Raw genomic sequence first — 16,422 nt, forward strand, 5'->3', positions numbered from 1 at the left:
GAGAGTATCGTACCTAGATATTTTTCAGATGTCCAATATATATTTGTTGAAAATTGAAACTTTTAAAATATTAAAAATATGGAATTACGACACCTGCGCTATTTTATTACTGTGGCGGAAGAACTACACTTCAGCCGCGCAGCTGAACGATTACACATAGCGCAACCGCCTTTAAGTCAGCAAATTCAACAACTGGAAACGGAGTTAGGGGTGGAGTTGTTTCACCGCAAAACTAAGCGACAGGTACAGTTGACGGAAGCGGGAAGGGTATTTTTAGGGGAGGCTTATCAACTGTTAGCGCAACTTGAACAGGCGATCGAGTTAACACGGCGCACGGATAGGGGTGAAACAGGAGAATTGCGGGTGGGGTTTATTAGTTCTGTCACCTATGATGTGTTACCTGCTATCTTGCAAGCTTTTCGCCAACAGTTTCCAGGGGTAGAATTGGTATTGCAGGAGTTAACGACAGCAGAACAAGAAAAGGCTTTGCAAAATCATCGTATTCAAGTTGGTTTTGTGCATTTACCTTTAGAAGATGACAGTTTTGCGAGTGAGTGTATTCAGCAAGAAAATTTGGTTGTGGCTTTACCTGCAAATCACCCTTTAGCTAAACAAGAAAAAATTGCAGTGCGATCGCTTGCGGATGAATTGTTTATTTTATTTCCTCGTCATTTGGGAATTGGACTTTACGACAAAATTATGGCTTTGTGTGAGCAAGGTAGTTTCACACCAAAAGTTGCTCAAGAAGCTATTCAAATGCAAACAATTATCGGGTTAGTTTCGGCTGGGATGGGTATTGCAATTGTGCCTGCTTCTTTGCAAAATCTCCAGCGTCAGGGTGTTGTGTATCGAGCGATCGCCCAAACAACACCATTGGTAGAAACAGCTGTGGTGTGGAAAGCAGGAGAAATAACACCAGTACTGCGGCAATTTCTCAGTGTTGTTGGGAAAATAACCAGCTGTGAACTAAAGTTCTAGCTAAAAGCTTAAACTTACACCTAACAACAACCACGAACAACCAACATTTTAATTTAGATACAACGGTTGCCAAAATTATGCTTTTCGTTACAAAATTTGGAGCAGCGATATTATTTTGCTTACTTTGGATGTAGGAAAAAATTAGAGAATAAATCGCTAAATTTCTGCTATAATCCGCGTTAAAAAACAGAGAATTAACTACAGTTTTTCGGTAATTAAGTATGCCAAAAAACAGACATTTTGGCTACAAATTGACTTTTTGAAAAAAGACTATTTTGAACAACTTTACAAAAATAATTATGAGCAAAATAAAGTTAGAAAAGCAGACTGATGATTTGTGCTCGGAGACGACTAATGGTAGCTCTCACAGAGAACGCTCAACATAAACGACTTACTATACAAACCGTCGAAATCGCTCCTAACACAACGGCGATTCGTTCGCTTGATTGGGATCGTGATCGCTTTGATATCGAATTTGGTCTTCAAAACGGTACAACTTATAATTCATATCTCATTAAAGGCGATCGCATTGCCTTGGTGGATACTTCTCACACCAAGTTTCGTCACTTGTATTTAGAGACTCTTAAGAAACTGGTTAACCCGAAAGCTATTGATTACATTATTGTCAGCCATACAGAGCCAGATCATAGTGGCTTGGTTGAAGACGTTCTCCAATTAGCACCCAGAGCCACTGTCTTAGCGTCGAAAGTTGCACTCCAGTTTCTGGAAAATTTAGTTCACGATCCCTTCTCGAAGCGGATAGTCAAGAGTGGCGATCGCGTAGACTTAGGTCAGGGACACGAAATTGAATTTGTGAGTGCGCCTAACCTGCACTGGCCGGACACCATCTTTAGCTATGATCGCAAAACTCAAACTCTGTTCACCTGTGACGCCTTTGGGATGCACTATTGTAGTGATGACACCTTTGATGTCAACTTGGAAGCAATAGAACCCGACTTTAGATTTTATTATGATTGCCTGATGGGGCCGAATGCTCGTTCACTGCTGAATGCAATGAAAAAAATGAACGAACTAGGCAACATCAAAATTATTGCCAACGGTCATGGCCCCCTACTCTACCACCATCTAGGTATACTCAGGGAGTGCTACCAAGGTTGGAGCCAAAGACAAGCCAAGACAGAGACAATTGTTGGTATGTTTTATGTCTCTGATTATGGTTATGGCGATCGCATCGCTCAAGCGATTTCTCAAGGCGTCCAGAAAACAGGCGTCGGTGTCGAAATCATGGATTTGACAATCGCAGAGATCCAAGAAATCCAAGAATTAGCAGGTCGCTCCTCTGGAATTATAGTTGGGATGCCACCAACTGCCAACGCTGCGGCACAAGCTGCAATTAGTGCGCTTTTGGGTGTAGTCAAAGACAAACAAGTCATTGGATTTTTTGAATGTTACGGCGGTGACGATGAACCCATCGATCCGTTACGCAGAAGATTCATTGATTTTGGGGTCAAAGAAGCCTTCCCAGCAATTCGTATTAAAGAAACTCCTTCTCCACTCACATACCAACTGTGTGAAGAAGCAGGTACTGATCTCGGACAAATGCTAGTCCGCGAACGTAACATCAAGCAAATTAAATCCATCGACGTTAATTTAGAAAAAGCACTAGGTCGGATTAGCAGCGGACTCTACATTATTACCGCCAACAAGAACGGTGTCCAAGGCGCGATGCTTGCTTCTTGGGTGGCACAAGCTAGTTTACAACCTTTAGGATTTACAGTTTCTATCGCCAAAGACCGAGCAATTGACTCCCTGTTGCAAGTCGGCGATAAGTTTGTCCTCAACGTCCTGGAAGAAGGAAACTATCAAGAACTGAAAAAACACTTCCTCAAGCGTCTGCTTCCTGGTGCAGACAGATTTGCGGGAGTGAGAACTCAAACAGCTAAAAACGGTTCCCCAATTCTCACAGACGCTCTTGCTTACATGGAATGCGAAGTTAAGAGCAGCATGGAATGCAGCGACCACTGGCTATTGTACTGCACCGTTACTGACGGTCGAGTTTCCAAACCCGACGGATTAACAGCAGTTCGCCATCGTAAAGTAGGCAACTATTACTAACATATAGCCCTGAACCCGACTAAAACCGTAGGTGGGGAGGTGGGGAACTCACCGGCCCCCTCTGGGGATTAGGGGCAGTGGGGAGATAGGGAGAAGATTTCACCTAATCCCCCCCATTCCCCCATCTCCCCATCACCCCATCCCCCCATCTTCTTATCCCTCCCCTCACGTAAATACCTATGACTAATCCCAATTCTCGTGACGTGCAGGTTTTACCAATTGCGACAAATACAACTGTGCTGCGCGCGCGCAGTTGGACACGCCTGCGGTTTGAAATTGAATATGCACTAGCCAGAGGTACAACCTCTAATTCTTATGTAATTAGTGGTGATAAAGTTGCAGTTATTGATCCACCACCAGAAACTTTCAGCTTAATTTATTTAGATGCACTCAGACAGTGTTTGAATGATTGGGAACGGTTGGATTACGTAATTATCGGTCACTTTAATCCTAACCGCGTTGCCACGCTCAAAGCACTTTTAGATTTAGTTCCCAAACTTACTTTTGTTTGTTCCCTTCCCTGTGCTGCTAATTTAAGAGCTGCTTTCCCCAATCGCGAACTGAAAATTATTACGATGCGGGGGAAAGAAACTCTTGATTTGGGTAAAGGTCATGTTTTGAAATTCTTTCCTATCCCCAGTCCACGCTGGCCGACAGGACTTTGTACCTACGACGAGCAAACCCAAATTCTCTACTCGAATAAGCTATTTGGAGCGCATCTTTGCGGTGATGAAGTCTTTGATGAAGACTGGGATTTGCTCAAAGAAGACCAGCGCTACTATTTTGACTGTTTGATGGCTCCCCATGCAACTCACGTGCAAGCTGCTTTAGAGAAATTATCAGAACTGCAAGTGAGAATGTATGCTACTGCTCATGGGCCATTGGTTCGCTACGGCTTGTTGGAACTAGCCAAAGCTTACGAAACCTGGAGCAAATCACAAACTGAGCGTGAAATTAGTGTTGCCTTGCTTTATGCTTCAGCTTATGGTAATACTGCCACTTTGGCACAAGCCTTTGCCTTAGGACTAACGAAAGGTGGAGTTGCTGTCGAGTCGATCAACTGCGAATTTGCTCAACCTGATGAAATTCGTAGTGCGATCGAAAAGTGTGATGGCTTTATTATGGGTTCTCCCACTATTGGTGGGAATGCGCCTACACCCATTCATACGGCTTTGGGTATTGTTCTCGCCGTTGGTGACAATAGCAAACTGGCAGGCGTTTTTGGTTCCTACGGTTGGAGTGGTGAAGCCTTTGATTTAATTGAAGGCAAACTCAAAGATGCTGGTTACAAGTTTGGGTTTGAAACCTTAAAAGCGAGGTTTAAACCTACAGATGTCACCCTCAAAGAATGTGAAGAAATGGCAACAGATTTTGCTCAAGCCTTAAGAAGAGCAAAAAAACCACGTTTGACCCAAGCAGCAGCTACACCTATGGAACAGGCTGTCGGTCGCATCGTTGGTTCTGTTTGCGTTGTCACAGCCAAGCAAGGAGAAGTTTCTACGGGAATGCTGGGAGCTTGGGTATCACAAGCAACCTTTAATCCACCGGGAATTTCTGTCGCGATCGCCAAAGAACGAGCTATAGAATCTATCATGCATACAGGGGGTAAGTTTGTTCTGAATATCTTGGGTGAAGAAAATTACCAAGATTACATGAAACACTTCCGCAAAAACTTTGCCCCAGGAGAAGATAGATTTAAAAACTTTTCCACAGCAGTTGCAGATAACGGCTGTCTCATCCTCACTGATGCCATAGCTTATCTGGAATGTTCAGTCAACAAACGTATGGAATGTGGCGATCACTGGGTTGTGTATGCCATTGTTGACAATGGTAAGTTATTGCAACCCGATAGCGTGACGGCGATCCATCATCGCAAAGCCGGCAGTCATTATTAATTTAGTTGTTAGTTGGTGGTTGGTGGTTGTTTGGAATCATCAACTACTAATTTAATTTTGTAGAGACGCAAAATTTTGTGTCTCTACTTTGTGTCTTAGAAGTTTCAGGGTGGTTATGATCCGACGTTGATACCCGACAATAAGACAAAGTACATGCTCACCTTCAATACCAAGGGTGGTGTATATGTACGATTCGACTGCAACCGGGGACACGGCATTGGAAATCGTCCGAACCCAATCTTCTCATGGCAAAAACCGATCTAAAGCAGCTTTGAGTTGCTCAATTTCGACATCAATATTGCCCTCTTGTGCTGCTCTAGCAATACACTCAGTTAAATGTTCATCTAAAACAATTCGTGCTACTTTATCCAGCGCGCCTCGAACTGCGGCAATTTGCAACAACACGTCAGGACAAGGGCTATTTTGCTGTACCATTGTCTTTATCCCGCGAATATGTCCTTCTATACGTGATAATCGATTCACCAATCGGCGCAAAGACTCTTCGCTATGAACGTGAGGATGAGGCGACTGTTCATGGTTATGAGTGTTGTGTGTGTGAACCTGGTCTGTTTCTTCTAAGAGTACATCATCATCTTGCTCAAAATTAGGCAAAGATGATTTAGCTAATCGCTTTGATCCATTCATTGGCTGCTGGTTGGAGTTTTAGGAATACATAAGATCCTAACTTAGACAGGGTTAGTAGTGGGGGAGTGGGAAGGTGTGAGAGTGTAGGGGTTGATAGCTTTTTCGCCAAAAGACTCTACAAAGCTTTCACCGATGTTGAAATTCTCACTTTTGCTTTAGGAGCAATGCTTACATTCGAGTCCCATTGCGCTTTGCGATTTTAAGTATAAGCATATATTATATCTTTGAATTTACAGCAATTGCCAGGAAACAATCATCCTAATTCCCGAATATTGCGAGTGTAAGTTTCCAGAATAGCTTGTCACCCATAAATTCAAATAAATTGATTTACAAATGGATAATAATAATCCCCAAGTGTTAAGACTAAAGCAAGCATGAAACTCTGCCATGAGAGCTAGCGTCAACACTTAGGGATGTTCATTAAATCTGCAACAATAATATTTAGGTATGCTAAGTAGTCATTATGAACTACTTACATCAGAAAAAATGAACAAATACATAACTAACTAGACTGAACAATTAAGGTTGTGGTTATGCGATTTTCCCAACTACCCAGGTTTATCAAACAACTCTTCACCCATGTATTAGCAATGATTTTAGGAGTTGTACTCACTGTTGGCACTATCCAAGTGTCACCTTCCCAAGCAGATCCTGCGCCTAAAAGCGTCACAAATGACACACCACAACTTCTAGCTCAACGGCAATCACCAGCTACAGCAGCTATTGGCAACAGTAGCTTTGTGACTGCGGCGGTAAATCGTGTGGGGCCAGCTGTAGTTCGGATTGATACTGAACGTACGGTTACTCGTCGTCTACCTGATTTTTATGACGACCCGTTTTTCCGCAGGTTCTTTGGGGACAGTTTTCCCCAACAGTTACCCCCAGAACAATTGCGCGGTCTGGGTTCTGGTTTCATTATTGACAAAAGTGGCTTAGTTATGACTAATGCCCATGTGGTCGATAATGCTGATAGAGTTACAGTCAGCCTCAAAGATGGACGTAAATTTGACGGCAAAGTCCAAGGTGTTGATGAAGTCACTGATTTGGCACTAGTTAAGATTGACGCTGGTGGAAATTTGCCTGTCGCACCTTTGGGTTCTTCTTCTAATGTCCAGGTGGGAGACTGGGCGATCGCAGTCGGCAATCCTTTAGGATTTGATAATACCGTTACTTTAGGAATTGTCAGCACCCTCAGACGTTCTAGCGCCCAAGTTGGTATCCCTGACAAACGCTTAGACTTTATTCAAACAGATGCTGCAATCAACCCTGGTAACTCTGGCGGACCGCTGTTAAATGATAGAGGTGAAGTCATTGGTATTAACACAGCTATTCGTGCTGATGCTACGGGGATTGGCTTTGCTATTCCCATCGATAAAGCTAAACAAATTACAGCCCAATTGCAACGCGGTGGTAAAGTAGCTCATCCTTATTTGGGTGTGCAAATGATCACTCTCACACCCCAGCTAGCAAAAGAAAACAACAACGACCCCAATTCTCAGTTGATCATTCCAGAAGTGAACGGAGTTTTGGTAGTACGGGTTTTACCCGATTCTCCAGCAGCCACAGCAGGTATCCGACGTGGCGATGTTATTACCCAAGTTGACGGGCAAGCAATTACTAGTGCTGAACAGTTGCAAAATCTTGTGGAAGACACTCGCATCGGACAGGTGTTACAGGTGAAAGTGCAACGTGGAAATCAAACACAGCAATTATCAGTACGCACAGCTGAATTGAAGAGTACTTCGTAATTGGTTAGTGGTTGGTTGTTAGTTGTTGATTGTTGCTTGTTCCAAACAACAAACAACAAACAATCAACAACTAATTTATTTTTGTGCTAAAAACTGACGCAAACTCAGTAAATTCAAACTTTGTCCTAAAGCCAGCGGCAAAAGTGAAATTCCTTCTAGGCGAGACTGTACCCAACCTTCTCCCCAGTACCATTCATGAAAACCATCAATTCCTTGACTGAGAATTAAACGCAGACAATTAGGACGTGCTACATCTACTTGATGATGAATCGTGATTGCTCCAAATCGAGTTGTAAATTGAAATCCTGGATGTAACTGTTCTGGCATTCCGGGGGGAAGACTACCAGAAAGTAGCCATTTTTCCAATTGTGTAGGACGCAGCAGACTGTCTCCAATGGCAGCTGCTGATGCTTCAATTTCTATCCGCAGTTGACTTTTTTGAAAATTACCTAGCATTGTTGACGCGATCGCTCTTATCGCTTTTTCTTTATAGTATGACAAAGACTGAGATGAGCTATACTTCTGCTCTACGGAAAGCCGCTTGTGGTTGGTACGGGTATTGTCATTCTAATTGCAATATATTTGGTCACTTTTAATCAAACTGTGAACTTAAAATAGAGAAAGTAAGTTTGTAAAGAAATGTAAGGATTTTCATGGCGGATCAATTAATTCGCGCTACAGCAGCCGATGGTGGAATTCGTGCGGTGGGTGCAATTACAACTCGTCTCACAGAAGAAGCACGGCAGCGCCATCAAATGTCTTATGTAGCAACAGCTGCCTTAGGGCGGACTATGACAGCTGGCTTGTTGATGGCATCCAATATGAAGCGGACTGGCTCTAGAGTCAACATCCGGGTAAAAGGTGATGGGCCTTTGGGTGGTATATTAATAGATGCTGGTCTAGATGGTACAGTACGTGGCTATGTGGGCAATCCGGCGGTGGAACTACCGCCCAATGCTAAAGGCAAGCTAGATGTCGGTGGTGCAGTTGGTGATGGCTTTCTTTATGTAGTGCGTGACATTGGTTATGGCTACCCATACTCCAGTACAGTTGAAATTGTTTCTGGTGAAATAGGAGATGATGTGGCTCATTACCTGGTAACATCTGAACAAACTCCTTCAGCGTTAGTACTAGGCGTATTTGTAGAACCAAGTGGGGTAACTGCTGCTGGCGGTCTCTTGGTACAAGTGTTGCCCAAAGCAGCCAGAGATGAAGCTTTAATAGAAACTTTAGAATCACGAGTTGCTGCTTTAAGCGGTTTTACACCTCTGCTCCAAGCTGGTAAATCTCTGACAGAAATTTTTCAAGATTTACTGGGAGATATGGGAGTAAATATATTTTCCGAAACTCAGATGCTACGCTTCCACTGTGGTTGCTCTTTTGATCGGGTCTTAGGAGCGCTGAAAATGTTGGGAGAAGCAGAACTGCAAGACATGATCATCAAAGACAATGGCGCAGAAGCGACTTGTGACTTTTGTGGCACAGTTTACCAGGCAAGTAGCGATCACTTAGCTCAGCTAATTGTTGATTTGCAAGCAGAATCATCCGCTACTAGATAGCAGTGTAAAAAGATACTTTATATTTGGGATGGTAATGATATCTATGGAGGTATGATGGTGCAAGAGGTGGATTTTTCTCGATGAGAAAGTTACCATGACAACAACATAGTTGCGATTCAACGTAGATCGCTATTAAACTACTTTGGTGTGAGAGATGACAGAGCGGGATACTTCAGAAAGTTGGTCACTAGGCAGAGCTAGAGAGCCAGATATGATGACAAGATTATCCCGAGCCGGTCACGTTAATGAGACTAAAATGTCTGGTATACCACCTGCCGGCTCTAACTCCAAGTCTGTGATGCAGTCAAAACCAAACACTTCTGAACAACTACCCCCCAGTGGTCATGGTTCTGGGAAAATGCCACGCTGGTTAAAAAGCTGGGTTTTGTGGGCGCTTTTGTTAACACTAGTCCCAGGCGGCATCGCATTTATGGCAATGGGAATGCTACTCAAGTTGCCATCTGCCCCCAACTGTCCATCTATTTTCTGGCCTCTAGCTAGTGCGTCGGTACGCTTACATTGCGCCCAACTAGCGGCTTCTAAGCAAACAGTCAAAGACCTGCTGCAAGCAATTGATCTAGTTAAGCTATTACCAGAAAGCCATCCCTTACGAGAGGAAATAGACCGTTACCTGGAACAATGGTCACGAGATATTTTAAAGTTAGCAGATGAAAGTTTTCAACAAGGCAAATTAGAGGAAGCGATCGCCACTGCTAGGCAAATTCCGGAAGACCTTCCTGCTCATAAACTGGTAAAAGAGCAAATTACTGAATGGGAAAAAATTTGGTCAGAGGCAGAAGGCATTTACCAACAAGCGGAAAACGAAATGCGTGAACAACACTGGCACGACGCATTTATGGCTGCTGCTAAATTATTACGAGTCGATAATAAATATTGGGCTAGTATCAAATACGACCAATTAAATCGACTGATTACTAGTGCCCGGGAAGATGGCGATAAACTGGCAAAAGCTGAAAATCTGGCTCAAAGCGAGAATGTAGATAACTTACTCAAAGCGATTAAAATTGCAGAGTCGATCGAAAAGGACAGTTACGTTTACCAGAAAGCTCAAGAAGCAATTCCCAAATTTGGACGCACAATGCTAGAGTTGGCACAGAAAAACCTAGATCGTCGTGATGCTGACCAAGCTATATCTATTGCCCAGCAAATTCCTTTCAGTACAGGACTACAGTCAGAAACAGAGGACTTTATTGCGATCGCAGAAGCCCAAAGAAACGCTTGGATTGGTACAGTAGCAGGTTTAGAGACAGCAATTGCCCAAGCTCAACAAATTGATCCATCCAGAGCAGTCTACGACAAAGCCCAACAGTTGATAGCTCGTTGGCAACTCGAAATTGAAGATGTATCGAAACTCGAAAAAGCGCGGACACTAGCGAGTCAAGGAACAATCAATGATTTAACAGCAGCGATCGCCCAAGCACAACAAATTCCCGATAGTAACCCGCGCGCAGAAGAAGCTAGAGAAGAAATAAATGGTTGGGTTGCTCAAGTCCAAACAATCGAAGATAGACCTTATTTAGAACGTGCTGAAGAGATAGCCTTGTTAGAAGATATCAACTCTTTGCAAGCGGCAATTACTGAAGCAAGGCAGATTCGGCGAGGACGGGCATTATATAGAGAAGCACAGAGAAAAATTGCCCTTTGGACAGCAAAGATAGAACGGATAGAAGACCAACCTTACTTGGATCAAGCGCGGGATCTAGCTAGTAGTGGCAACCTTCCCGCCGCTATTAACGTTGCCCAACAAATACCCTCAGGCAGGGCGTTATCTGGTGAAGCACAAGCCGCTATAGATGACTGGCGCGCCCAAATTCGCGCTCGAGAAAACTGGAACAAAGCGCGAGAAGTAGCATTGGCAGGTACTCCCCAATCTCTCGTAGAAGCAATTAGACTCGCAAGTCGAGTGCCTCGCAGTAGTATTCTCAGCAGTGATGCGAGCATTGCCATCGACCAATGGAGCCAGCAATTATTGGATATAGCACGCTCCCAAGGTGAATCTGATATTTCCAGAGCGATCGAAACAGCTAGGCTAATTCCACGTTATGCCGCTGCTTACAACGCTGCTCAAGAACAAATTCGTATTTGGCGTAATTTTCTTAATCCTGAACCAGAGCAACAATTTGAGCCATTATTGCCAGGGGGTATTCAACAACAGCAGTAATCTAAGTTTGTTAGGGTGGATGGGCAGAGGAATGGGATTAAACAAATTATTTTCCTTACATTCCCACACCCTTTTTAGTGAAAACAGAAATATAACATAATTCTGTTGAATTTATACATATACGCGACAAAGATGATTTAATTACTAGTTAGACAATTTCAAAACTTTCCTGCCGAATTGAAGTCGGCAGTTATTATTTATGTAATCATGAGCTATCATTTTTCACTAGGAAGTAATCATATGACTAAAAATTTAGTCGTGGCTTAACTGATCGCAAAAATTATGCAGCGCAAAATAAAACTGTTTGCAAAATGCTTAATTTAATTTCAGTAGTGATAAATTTAGCTAATTGCTAACTGTGATTTCAATAAAATTTTTGAATTTTTATATTGAGGCAATAATGACTAACACCTCTAATTTTAATAAAAAAAACACTCAAAATCAAGCATGGCGACACCAATCCCTATACCAAGAACAAAATCTGATTGAAGGAGAAACTCAACACACAAACATTGATGAAATACCAGAATTTTCGGAAGAAGGTGCGATTTGTAACATTTCAAATCGCGGTCGTGTAGTAATTTTGATTGATGGTTCTAACCTATTTTATGCAGCTTTGCAATTAGGGATTGAAATTGACTACTCCAAGCTACTGTCTTATTTAGTAAAAGACGGCAGACTGCTGCGTGCTTTCTTTTATAGTGGAGTTGACCGCACCAACGATAAACAACAGGGTTTTTTGTTATGGATGCGTCGTAATGGCTATCGCGTAGTCACCAAAGATGTGGTTCAGTTTCCTGATGGCTCTAAAAAAGCCAATTTAGAAGTAGAAATTGCTGTAGATATGATGACTTTGGCTTCCCACTGCGACACAGTGGTTTTAGTCAGTGGGGATGGAGACTTAGCTTACGCTGTGAATGCAGTTTCTTATAAAGGAGTGAGGGTAGAAATCGTCAGTCTGCACTCAATGACTAGCGAGAGTCTAATTAATTATGCTGACTGTTTCATTGATCTCGATAGCATTAAAGAAGAAATTCAAAAGGTTTCTAATACTGGTTATATGTAGTTAGTAGTCAATTGTCATTTGTCAATTGTCATTTGTCATTGGTCAATTGTCACTTTTTATTCTCCCCATCTCCCCATCTCCCCATTGCCCCCCAACCCCACAAAGTGGGAACCCCTAGCCCCCCATCTCCCCATCTCCCCATCTCCCTTGTCCCTAATCCCCGATCCCTATTTTGTCTGAAAAATATTTTGTACCATTTTTTTATCTGTACCTGCCGCTGCTTTGTCCAGTTCTGCAATCTCACTAGAGTTTAGTTGCCAACCTAAAGCACCAATATTGTCTTGTGCCTGTTCTACACTTTTAGCTCCAGGGATAGGAATGGTTCCCTTGCAGATGCACCAGTTGAGAGCTACTTGGGACATGCTTTTATCTGTTGATTGAGCAATCTCTCGCAAACACGCTAAAAGCGATCGCACCCCTGGTAATAACTGTCTAAACAATAGTCCCCGAATACCTTTGGGAAACGGGCCTTGCTCAGAATATTTTCCTGTTAATATTCCCAATGCCAAAGGACTATAGGCAATTAGTTTAATCCCCAGTTCGTCACAAACCTCTTTAATCCCCAATTGGGTGACAGGATAGGTAGACAGTAATGAGTATTGTACTTGCAGAGTCGCAATTGGTATTCCTCGTTCTGCAAACTTTTTATGCACCTGTTTGAGCCGTTTAGAGCCGTAATTAGATAAGCCTACTCCTTTCACCAAACCTTGTTCGTAGAGATCCCCTAAACCATCCAATAGCGCCCCCTCTTGCCAGGGAGCATAGTTAGCCGTAGACCAGTGCATTTGTACCAAATCCACATTTCTTCCCAAACGCTCAGCAGAAGCTTTACAAGCCCGTATCATCGACTGGCGCGTCAATCTCCAAGGATAAGCAGCAAGTTTAGTGGCAATACAAATATTTTCTTTACCTATACCTTGATATTGTCTGGTAAATCTTCCTAAAAGTAACTCACTGCGACCATTTAATTTTCCCGTTCCGTAAGAGTCGCCCGTATCAAATAAAGTCACACCATGACTTACACAAAGGTCAAAGACTGCTTGCAATTGGTTATCCATGCTTTCATCGTATCCCCACAGCAGCCGATTGCCCCATGCCCAAGTTCCACAACCCATTGTTGGTAGAAAAAGTTTTTTTTCATTTGTCATTTTTGATTTGTCATGATTCATTGGTAAGGGTTTTAGGCTTGTTTACTGAATCACTGATTAGTTTTTTGCGATTAAATAAAAAGCTTTCCCAAAATTCATTATCAAACAATTGAATACATTCAATAAACTTATTCTTTGAATAAGTATTTACCCTTTGTGCAAAAGTGATAGTGGGCACTACTGTGCTAGTATCTGCGTCGATTATTTCACAGTGCTAAGTCTGCTTCAGTTTTTGGGCAGGCAGTAACTCAATTCGCACGGAATGAACAACTACTGATTAACCAGTTCGTAGACACGATGGCTAGTAAATTTCATAAACAAAGCAGACGATCGCACATGTGGGTAGATACAAAATCATACAAACCTCAAGGTTCGCGGCCTGTTGGCAGGCGATGGCTCAAGTATCTTCTCCCACTACTTTTTGTGATGTCATTCTTGACAACATCTTTAGTTAATAACCTTTACTCTGCAACAGCACAGGTTTCTCGTCAGGAAATTCGTGGTGTGTGGATGACCAACAATGACTTTAACACCCTGAGGGATCGTACTAGAGTACAGAGTGCCGTTAGACAATTACGGGAATTAAACTTCAACACAATTTATCCCGTAGTGTGGAACTCTGGTTATGTCATGTATCCCAGTGCCGTAGCCAAACGCGAAGGCATCCAACCCTTTGTCTTGCGAGGCTCAGATGGGCATGATATTTTAGCAGACTTAATTAACCAAGCCCATCGTCAGGGACTACTTGTGATTCCCTGGTTTGAGTTCGGTTTTATGGCTCCCCAAATGTCGGAACTGGCATTGAACCATCCAGATTGGTTTACCCAAAAACGCGATGGTAGCCAAACTTCCATCAGTGCTGCGGGTGAAGTAATGTGGCTCAATCCCTTTCATCCAAAAGTACAAGAGTTCATCACTAATCTCGTCGTCGAAATTGTCACCCAATACGATGTCGATGGTATTCAGTTTGATGACCACATGAGTTTACCCCGCGAATTTGGCTACGACAAATACACAACTGCCTTATATACTCAGGAAACTCAAAAAAATCCACCTAGCAATCCTGAAGATCCAGCATGGATGCGCTGGCGGGCAGATAAAATTACGGCGTTTATGGTACAACTCAATCAAGCTGTAAAAGCCAAAAAACCCAATGCCATTTTCTCCGTTTCCCCTAACTACTACGACTTTGCTTATAAATTCCAGTTGCAAGATTGGCTAGCTTGGCTCGATCAAAATATTGTGGATGAGCTAATCATGCAAGTTTATCGTTCCAATTTGGAAAGTTTCGTCGCTAAGCTTTCTCGTCCTGAAATTCAGATATCACAACAAAAAATACCAACTGGTATTGGTATTATGACAGGATTGCGAAATAATCCTGTGCCGATGCAACAAATTAAGTCACAGGTGCGCGCTGCCCAAGAACGTGGTTTGGGCGTGGCTTTCTTCTATTACGAAAGCCTGTGGGAATATGCCCCAGAACCACCAGACAAGCGGCAGGCTGCATTTAAAACTTTGTTTGCAAATCCTGCACTCCGTGCCAGAGTTGAATAATTTCTTTGTGTCTTAGTGTTTTAGTGGTTCAAAAATCTTTTTTTGAAACACAAAGGCACAAAGACACTAAGACAGTTAATCATAGGAAAATCCCACGAACCTTGCAATGAAAATAACAATCTTCCTACACCCCCACACCCATTTTTAAGCTAGACGCCCATGGGTAATAATTAAACGAACACCGATGCACACAGATGGACACCGATGGATTATGGGTTTGCTGTTAAGTTGATCGCTGATCGCTATTTTTAAGACAAAGTGAAGATTAGTTTGCGGTTAAAAGCGTTTCTGTTGGCAGATCGCCATAGTCAACAAGCGAGAACTTTTCCCCTATTTCCATTCTTTGAATACACGCCGTCAACCAGACTAAACCTACAGCATACCCAGCTATTACATCAGTAGGCCAATGTACACCTAGATATAGCCGAGTCAAACCGATCGCCAAAATTAAAACAGCAGTCCCAACAAAAATCAGTCGCCGATGTTGAGGAAATTGCTTGGCTAAGATGTAACCAATAAAACCATAAATCACCATTGATGCCATAGCGTGACCGCTAGGAAAGCTATAGTGACGTACATTGACAAGATGATCCCACAGTGCTGGACGCGCCCTAGAAAACAGTTTTTTGAGGAAAATGTTTAAACCGATCGCACCAACTGCGGCTAGACCTAAGGTAGTTGCTTCCCAAGGACGCTGATTGTATGCTGATCTAGTTGCCAATCCCAGACAAACCAACAACAGAACTAGTGGCTCACCCAAAAAAGTGATACCAACCATGATGCGGTCTAGAAGTGGTGTGTGCAACTTTTGAATTGTTAGTAAAATTACTTCGTCTAATCCAGATCTACGCAACAATGTGGCACATAAAATAAAGGTGGAAACAGCCCCAGATAACAGAACAAGTTTATTACCTGCTTTGTTTAGTTGTTTCTGGACAGGCAAATTATTGACTTTTGTTGGTGCTGCGTTGGTGTTAGCTGTTTTTACAGGTAATTTTCTAATGAGTTTTGTGTAATTTACGACAATTTCTTGCAGAAGCCAAGCGATCGCATTTGGGTTAATCTCTGGATGGAAAAGAACCAGGACGTTTCCTGTGGTAGGATTAGCACGAACTTGTGTGATAATTTTCTCTTCTAGCAATTTAGATTCAAGGTATATTTTGAGACTTTCTGAATAATATAGTCCGCTGACCTTATATCTAGCTCTGCCTTTGACAGCAGTATGTAGCACCTGTATCAAAGGATTTCCGTTGGGGATTGGGGATTGGGGATTGGGCATCGGGGATTGGGGATCGGGGAACTCACCGGCCCCTGGTGGGGATTAGGGGCAACGGGGATTGGGCATCGGGGATCGGGCATCGGGAATTGGACATTGGTTATTCTCCTTGTCTTCCTTATCCTCCTTATCTCCCTTTTATTTCCTATTATGAGTTTTGAGATACTTCACATTCAATTGACATTAGGTAACAATACACGATAAACCAAAGCTTATGGTTGTGTAAGTTTTTTTCAATGCAAAGTTTTTTAAACTTTCAGTTTGATCAGCATAAGGAGGGATGAACATGGATGCC

General features: G+C 42.7%; 12 protein-coding genes. 8 read left to right on the forward strand and 4 right to left on the reverse strand.

Translation table 11 applies throughout. The features are described 5' to 3' along the window. The first annotated feature begins 78 nt into the window (after nucleotides 1–78). The 3 genes from UYI_RS0106870 (at nucleotide 79) to UYI_RS0106880 (ending at nucleotide 4,949) form a co-directional block, all read left to right on the forward strand. A complete protein-coding gene (locus tag UYI_RS0106870) occupies nucleotides 79–978 on the forward strand; it encodes a LysR family transcriptional regulator (protein WP_016865940.1) in 900 nt (299 codons plus the stop codon). Nucleotides 979–1,332: 354 nt separating this feature from the next. Continuing rightward, on the forward strand, nucleotides 1,333–3,054 hold the full coding sequence (locus UYI_RS0106875; RefSeq protein ID WP_016865941.1) for a diflavin flavoprotein: 1,722 nt from the start codon (nucleotides 1,333–1,335) through the stop codon (nucleotides 3,052–3,054). A 179-nt stretch (nucleotides 3,055–3,233) separates the two neighbouring features. Next, nucleotides 3,234–4,949, forward strand: coding sequence for a diflavin flavoprotein (locus UYI_RS0106880; protein WP_016865942.1), 1,716 nt, complete (start codon nucleotides 3,234–3,236; stop codon nucleotides 4,947–4,949). A 243-nt stretch (nucleotides 4,950–5,192) separates the two neighbouring features. Here UYI_RS0106880 and UYI_RS0106885 read toward each other — a convergent pair whose 3' ends face one another. Continuing rightward, complete coding sequence (locus UYI_RS0106885) at nucleotides 5,193–5,594, reverse strand: metal-sensing transcriptional repressor (protein WP_016865943.1); 402 nt, start codon at nucleotides 5,592–5,594, stop codon at nucleotides 5,193–5,195. A 533-nt stretch (nucleotides 5,595–6,127) separates the two neighbouring features. On the opposite strand from UYI_RS0106885, the gene UYI_RS0106890 reads away from it, so the two are divergent. Then, a complete protein-coding gene (locus UYI_RS0106890) occupies nucleotides 6,128–7,342 on the forward strand; it encodes an HhoA/HhoB/HtrA family serine endopeptidase (RefSeq protein ID WP_016865944.1) in 1,215 nt (404 codons plus the stop codon). Nucleotides 7,343–7,417: 75 nt separating this feature from the next. Here UYI_RS0106890 and UYI_RS0106895 read toward each other — a convergent pair whose 3' ends face one another. Next, nucleotides 7,418–7,798, reverse strand: coding sequence for a hypothetical protein (locus UYI_RS0106895; RefSeq protein WP_016865945.1), 381 nt, complete (start codon nucleotides 7,796–7,798; stop codon nucleotides 7,418–7,420). A gap of 197 nt (nucleotides 7,799–7,995) precedes the next feature. On the opposite strand from UYI_RS0106895, the gene hslO reads away from it, so the two are divergent. The 3 genes from hslO to UYI_RS0106910 all read left to right on the forward strand — a co-directional run bounded on the left by hslO (nucleotide 7,996) and on the right by UYI_RS0106910 (nucleotide 12,149). Then, on the forward strand, nucleotides 7,996–8,901 hold the full coding sequence (gene hslO, locus UYI_RS0106900; RefSeq protein WP_016865946.1) for an Hsp33 family molecular chaperone HslO: 906 nt from the start codon (nucleotides 7,996–7,998) through the stop codon (nucleotides 8,899–8,901). Nucleotides 8,902–9,055: 154 nt separating this feature from the next. Then, the gene (locus UYI_RS0106905; protein ID WP_016865947.1) at nucleotides 9,056–11,083 is read left to right on the forward strand and encodes a coiled-coil domain-containing protein; all 2,028 of its coding nucleotides are present in this window, start codon (nucleotides 9,056–9,058) and stop codon (nucleotides 11,081–11,083) included. A 400-nt stretch (nucleotides 11,084–11,483) separates the two neighbouring features. Further along, nucleotides 11,484–12,149 carry a LabA-like NYN domain-containing protein gene (locus UYI_RS0106910; protein ID WP_016865948.1) on the forward strand — a complete coding sequence of 222 codons (666 nt, stop codon included), beginning with the start codon at nucleotides 11,484–11,486 and terminating at the stop codon, nucleotides 12,147–12,149. A 167-nt stretch (nucleotides 12,150–12,316) separates the two neighbouring features. Here UYI_RS0106910 and UYI_RS0106920 read toward each other — a convergent pair whose 3' ends face one another. Further along, nucleotides 12,317–13,297, reverse strand: coding sequence for an aldo/keto reductase (locus tag UYI_RS0106920; RefSeq protein ID WP_016865950.1), 981 nt, complete (start codon nucleotides 13,295–13,297; stop codon nucleotides 12,317–12,319). Between the two features lie 426 nt (nucleotides 13,298–13,723). Between UYI_RS0106920 and UYI_RS0106925 the strand changes: the two genes are divergently transcribed. Continuing rightward, a complete protein-coding gene (locus tag UYI_RS0106925) occupies nucleotides 13,724–14,851 on the forward strand; it encodes a glycoside hydrolase family 10 protein (RefSeq protein WP_026085790.1) in 1,128 nt (375 codons plus the stop codon). Between the two features lie 265 nt (nucleotides 14,852–15,116). Here the strand turns inward: UYI_RS0106925 and UYI_RS0106930 are convergent, their stop codons facing one another. Further along, nucleotides 15,117–16,130: a phosphatase PAP2 family protein gene (locus UYI_RS0106930; RefSeq protein WP_016865952.1), complete on the reverse strand. Its 1,014-nt coding sequence runs from the start codon at nucleotides 16,128–16,130 to the stop codon at nucleotides 15,117–15,119. Between the last annotated feature and the right edge of the window lie 292 nt (nucleotides 16,131–16,422).

The organism is Fischerella muscicola PCC 7414 (assembly GCF_000317205.1).
In the GTDB taxonomy this organism is placed as follows: Bacteria; Cyanobacteriota; Cyanobacteriia; order Cyanobacteriales; family Nostocaceae; genus Fischerella; species Fischerella muscicola.

Excerpts from the sequence above, each read along its gene's own strand:
- UYI_RS0106880 (WP_016865942.1), top strand. The coding sequence starts at position 3,234 with ATGACTAATCCCAATTCTCGTGACGTGCAGGTTTTACCAATTGCGACA.
- UYI_RS0106920 (WP_016865950.1), bottom strand. The coding sequence starts at position 13,297 with ATGACAAATGAAAAAAAACTTTTTCTACCAACAATGGGTTGTGGAACT.
- UYI_RS0106930 (WP_016865952.1), bottom strand. The coding sequence starts at position 16,130 with ATGCCCAATCCCCAATCCCCAATCCCCAACGGAAATCCTTTGATACAG.
- UYI_RS0106870 (WP_016865940.1), top strand. The coding sequence starts at position 79 with ATGGAATTACGACACCTGCGCTATTTTATTACTGTGGCGGAAGAACTA.
- UYI_RS0106890 (WP_016865944.1), top strand. The coding sequence starts at position 6,128 with ATGCGATTTTCCCAACTACCCAGGTTTATCAAACAACTCTTCACCCAT.
- UYI_RS0106905 (WP_016865947.1), top strand. The coding sequence starts at position 9,056 with ATGACAGAGCGGGATACTTCAGAAAGTTGGTCACTAGGCAGAGCTAGA.
- UYI_RS0106925 (WP_026085790.1), top strand. The coding sequence starts at position 13,724 with ATGTCATTCTTGACAACATCTTTAGTTAATAACCTTTACTCTGCAACA.
- UYI_RS0106910 (WP_016865948.1), top strand. The coding sequence starts at position 11,484 with ATGACTAACACCTCTAATTTTAATAAAAAAAACACTCAAAATCAAGCA.
- UYI_RS0106895 (WP_016865945.1), bottom strand. The coding sequence starts at position 7,798 with ATGCTAGGTAATTTTCAAAAAAGTCAACTGCGGATAGAAATTGAAGCA.
- UYI_RS0106875 (WP_016865941.1), top strand. The coding sequence starts at position 1,333 with ATGGTAGCTCTCACAGAGAACGCTCAACATAAACGACTTACTATACAA.
- UYI_RS0106885 (WP_016865943.1), bottom strand. The coding sequence starts at position 5,594 with ATGAATGGATCAAAGCGATTAGCTAAATCATCTTTGCCTAATTTTGAG.
- hslO (WP_016865946.1), top strand. The coding sequence starts at position 7,996 with ATGGCGGATCAATTAATTCGCGCTACAGCAGCCGATGGTGGAATTCGT.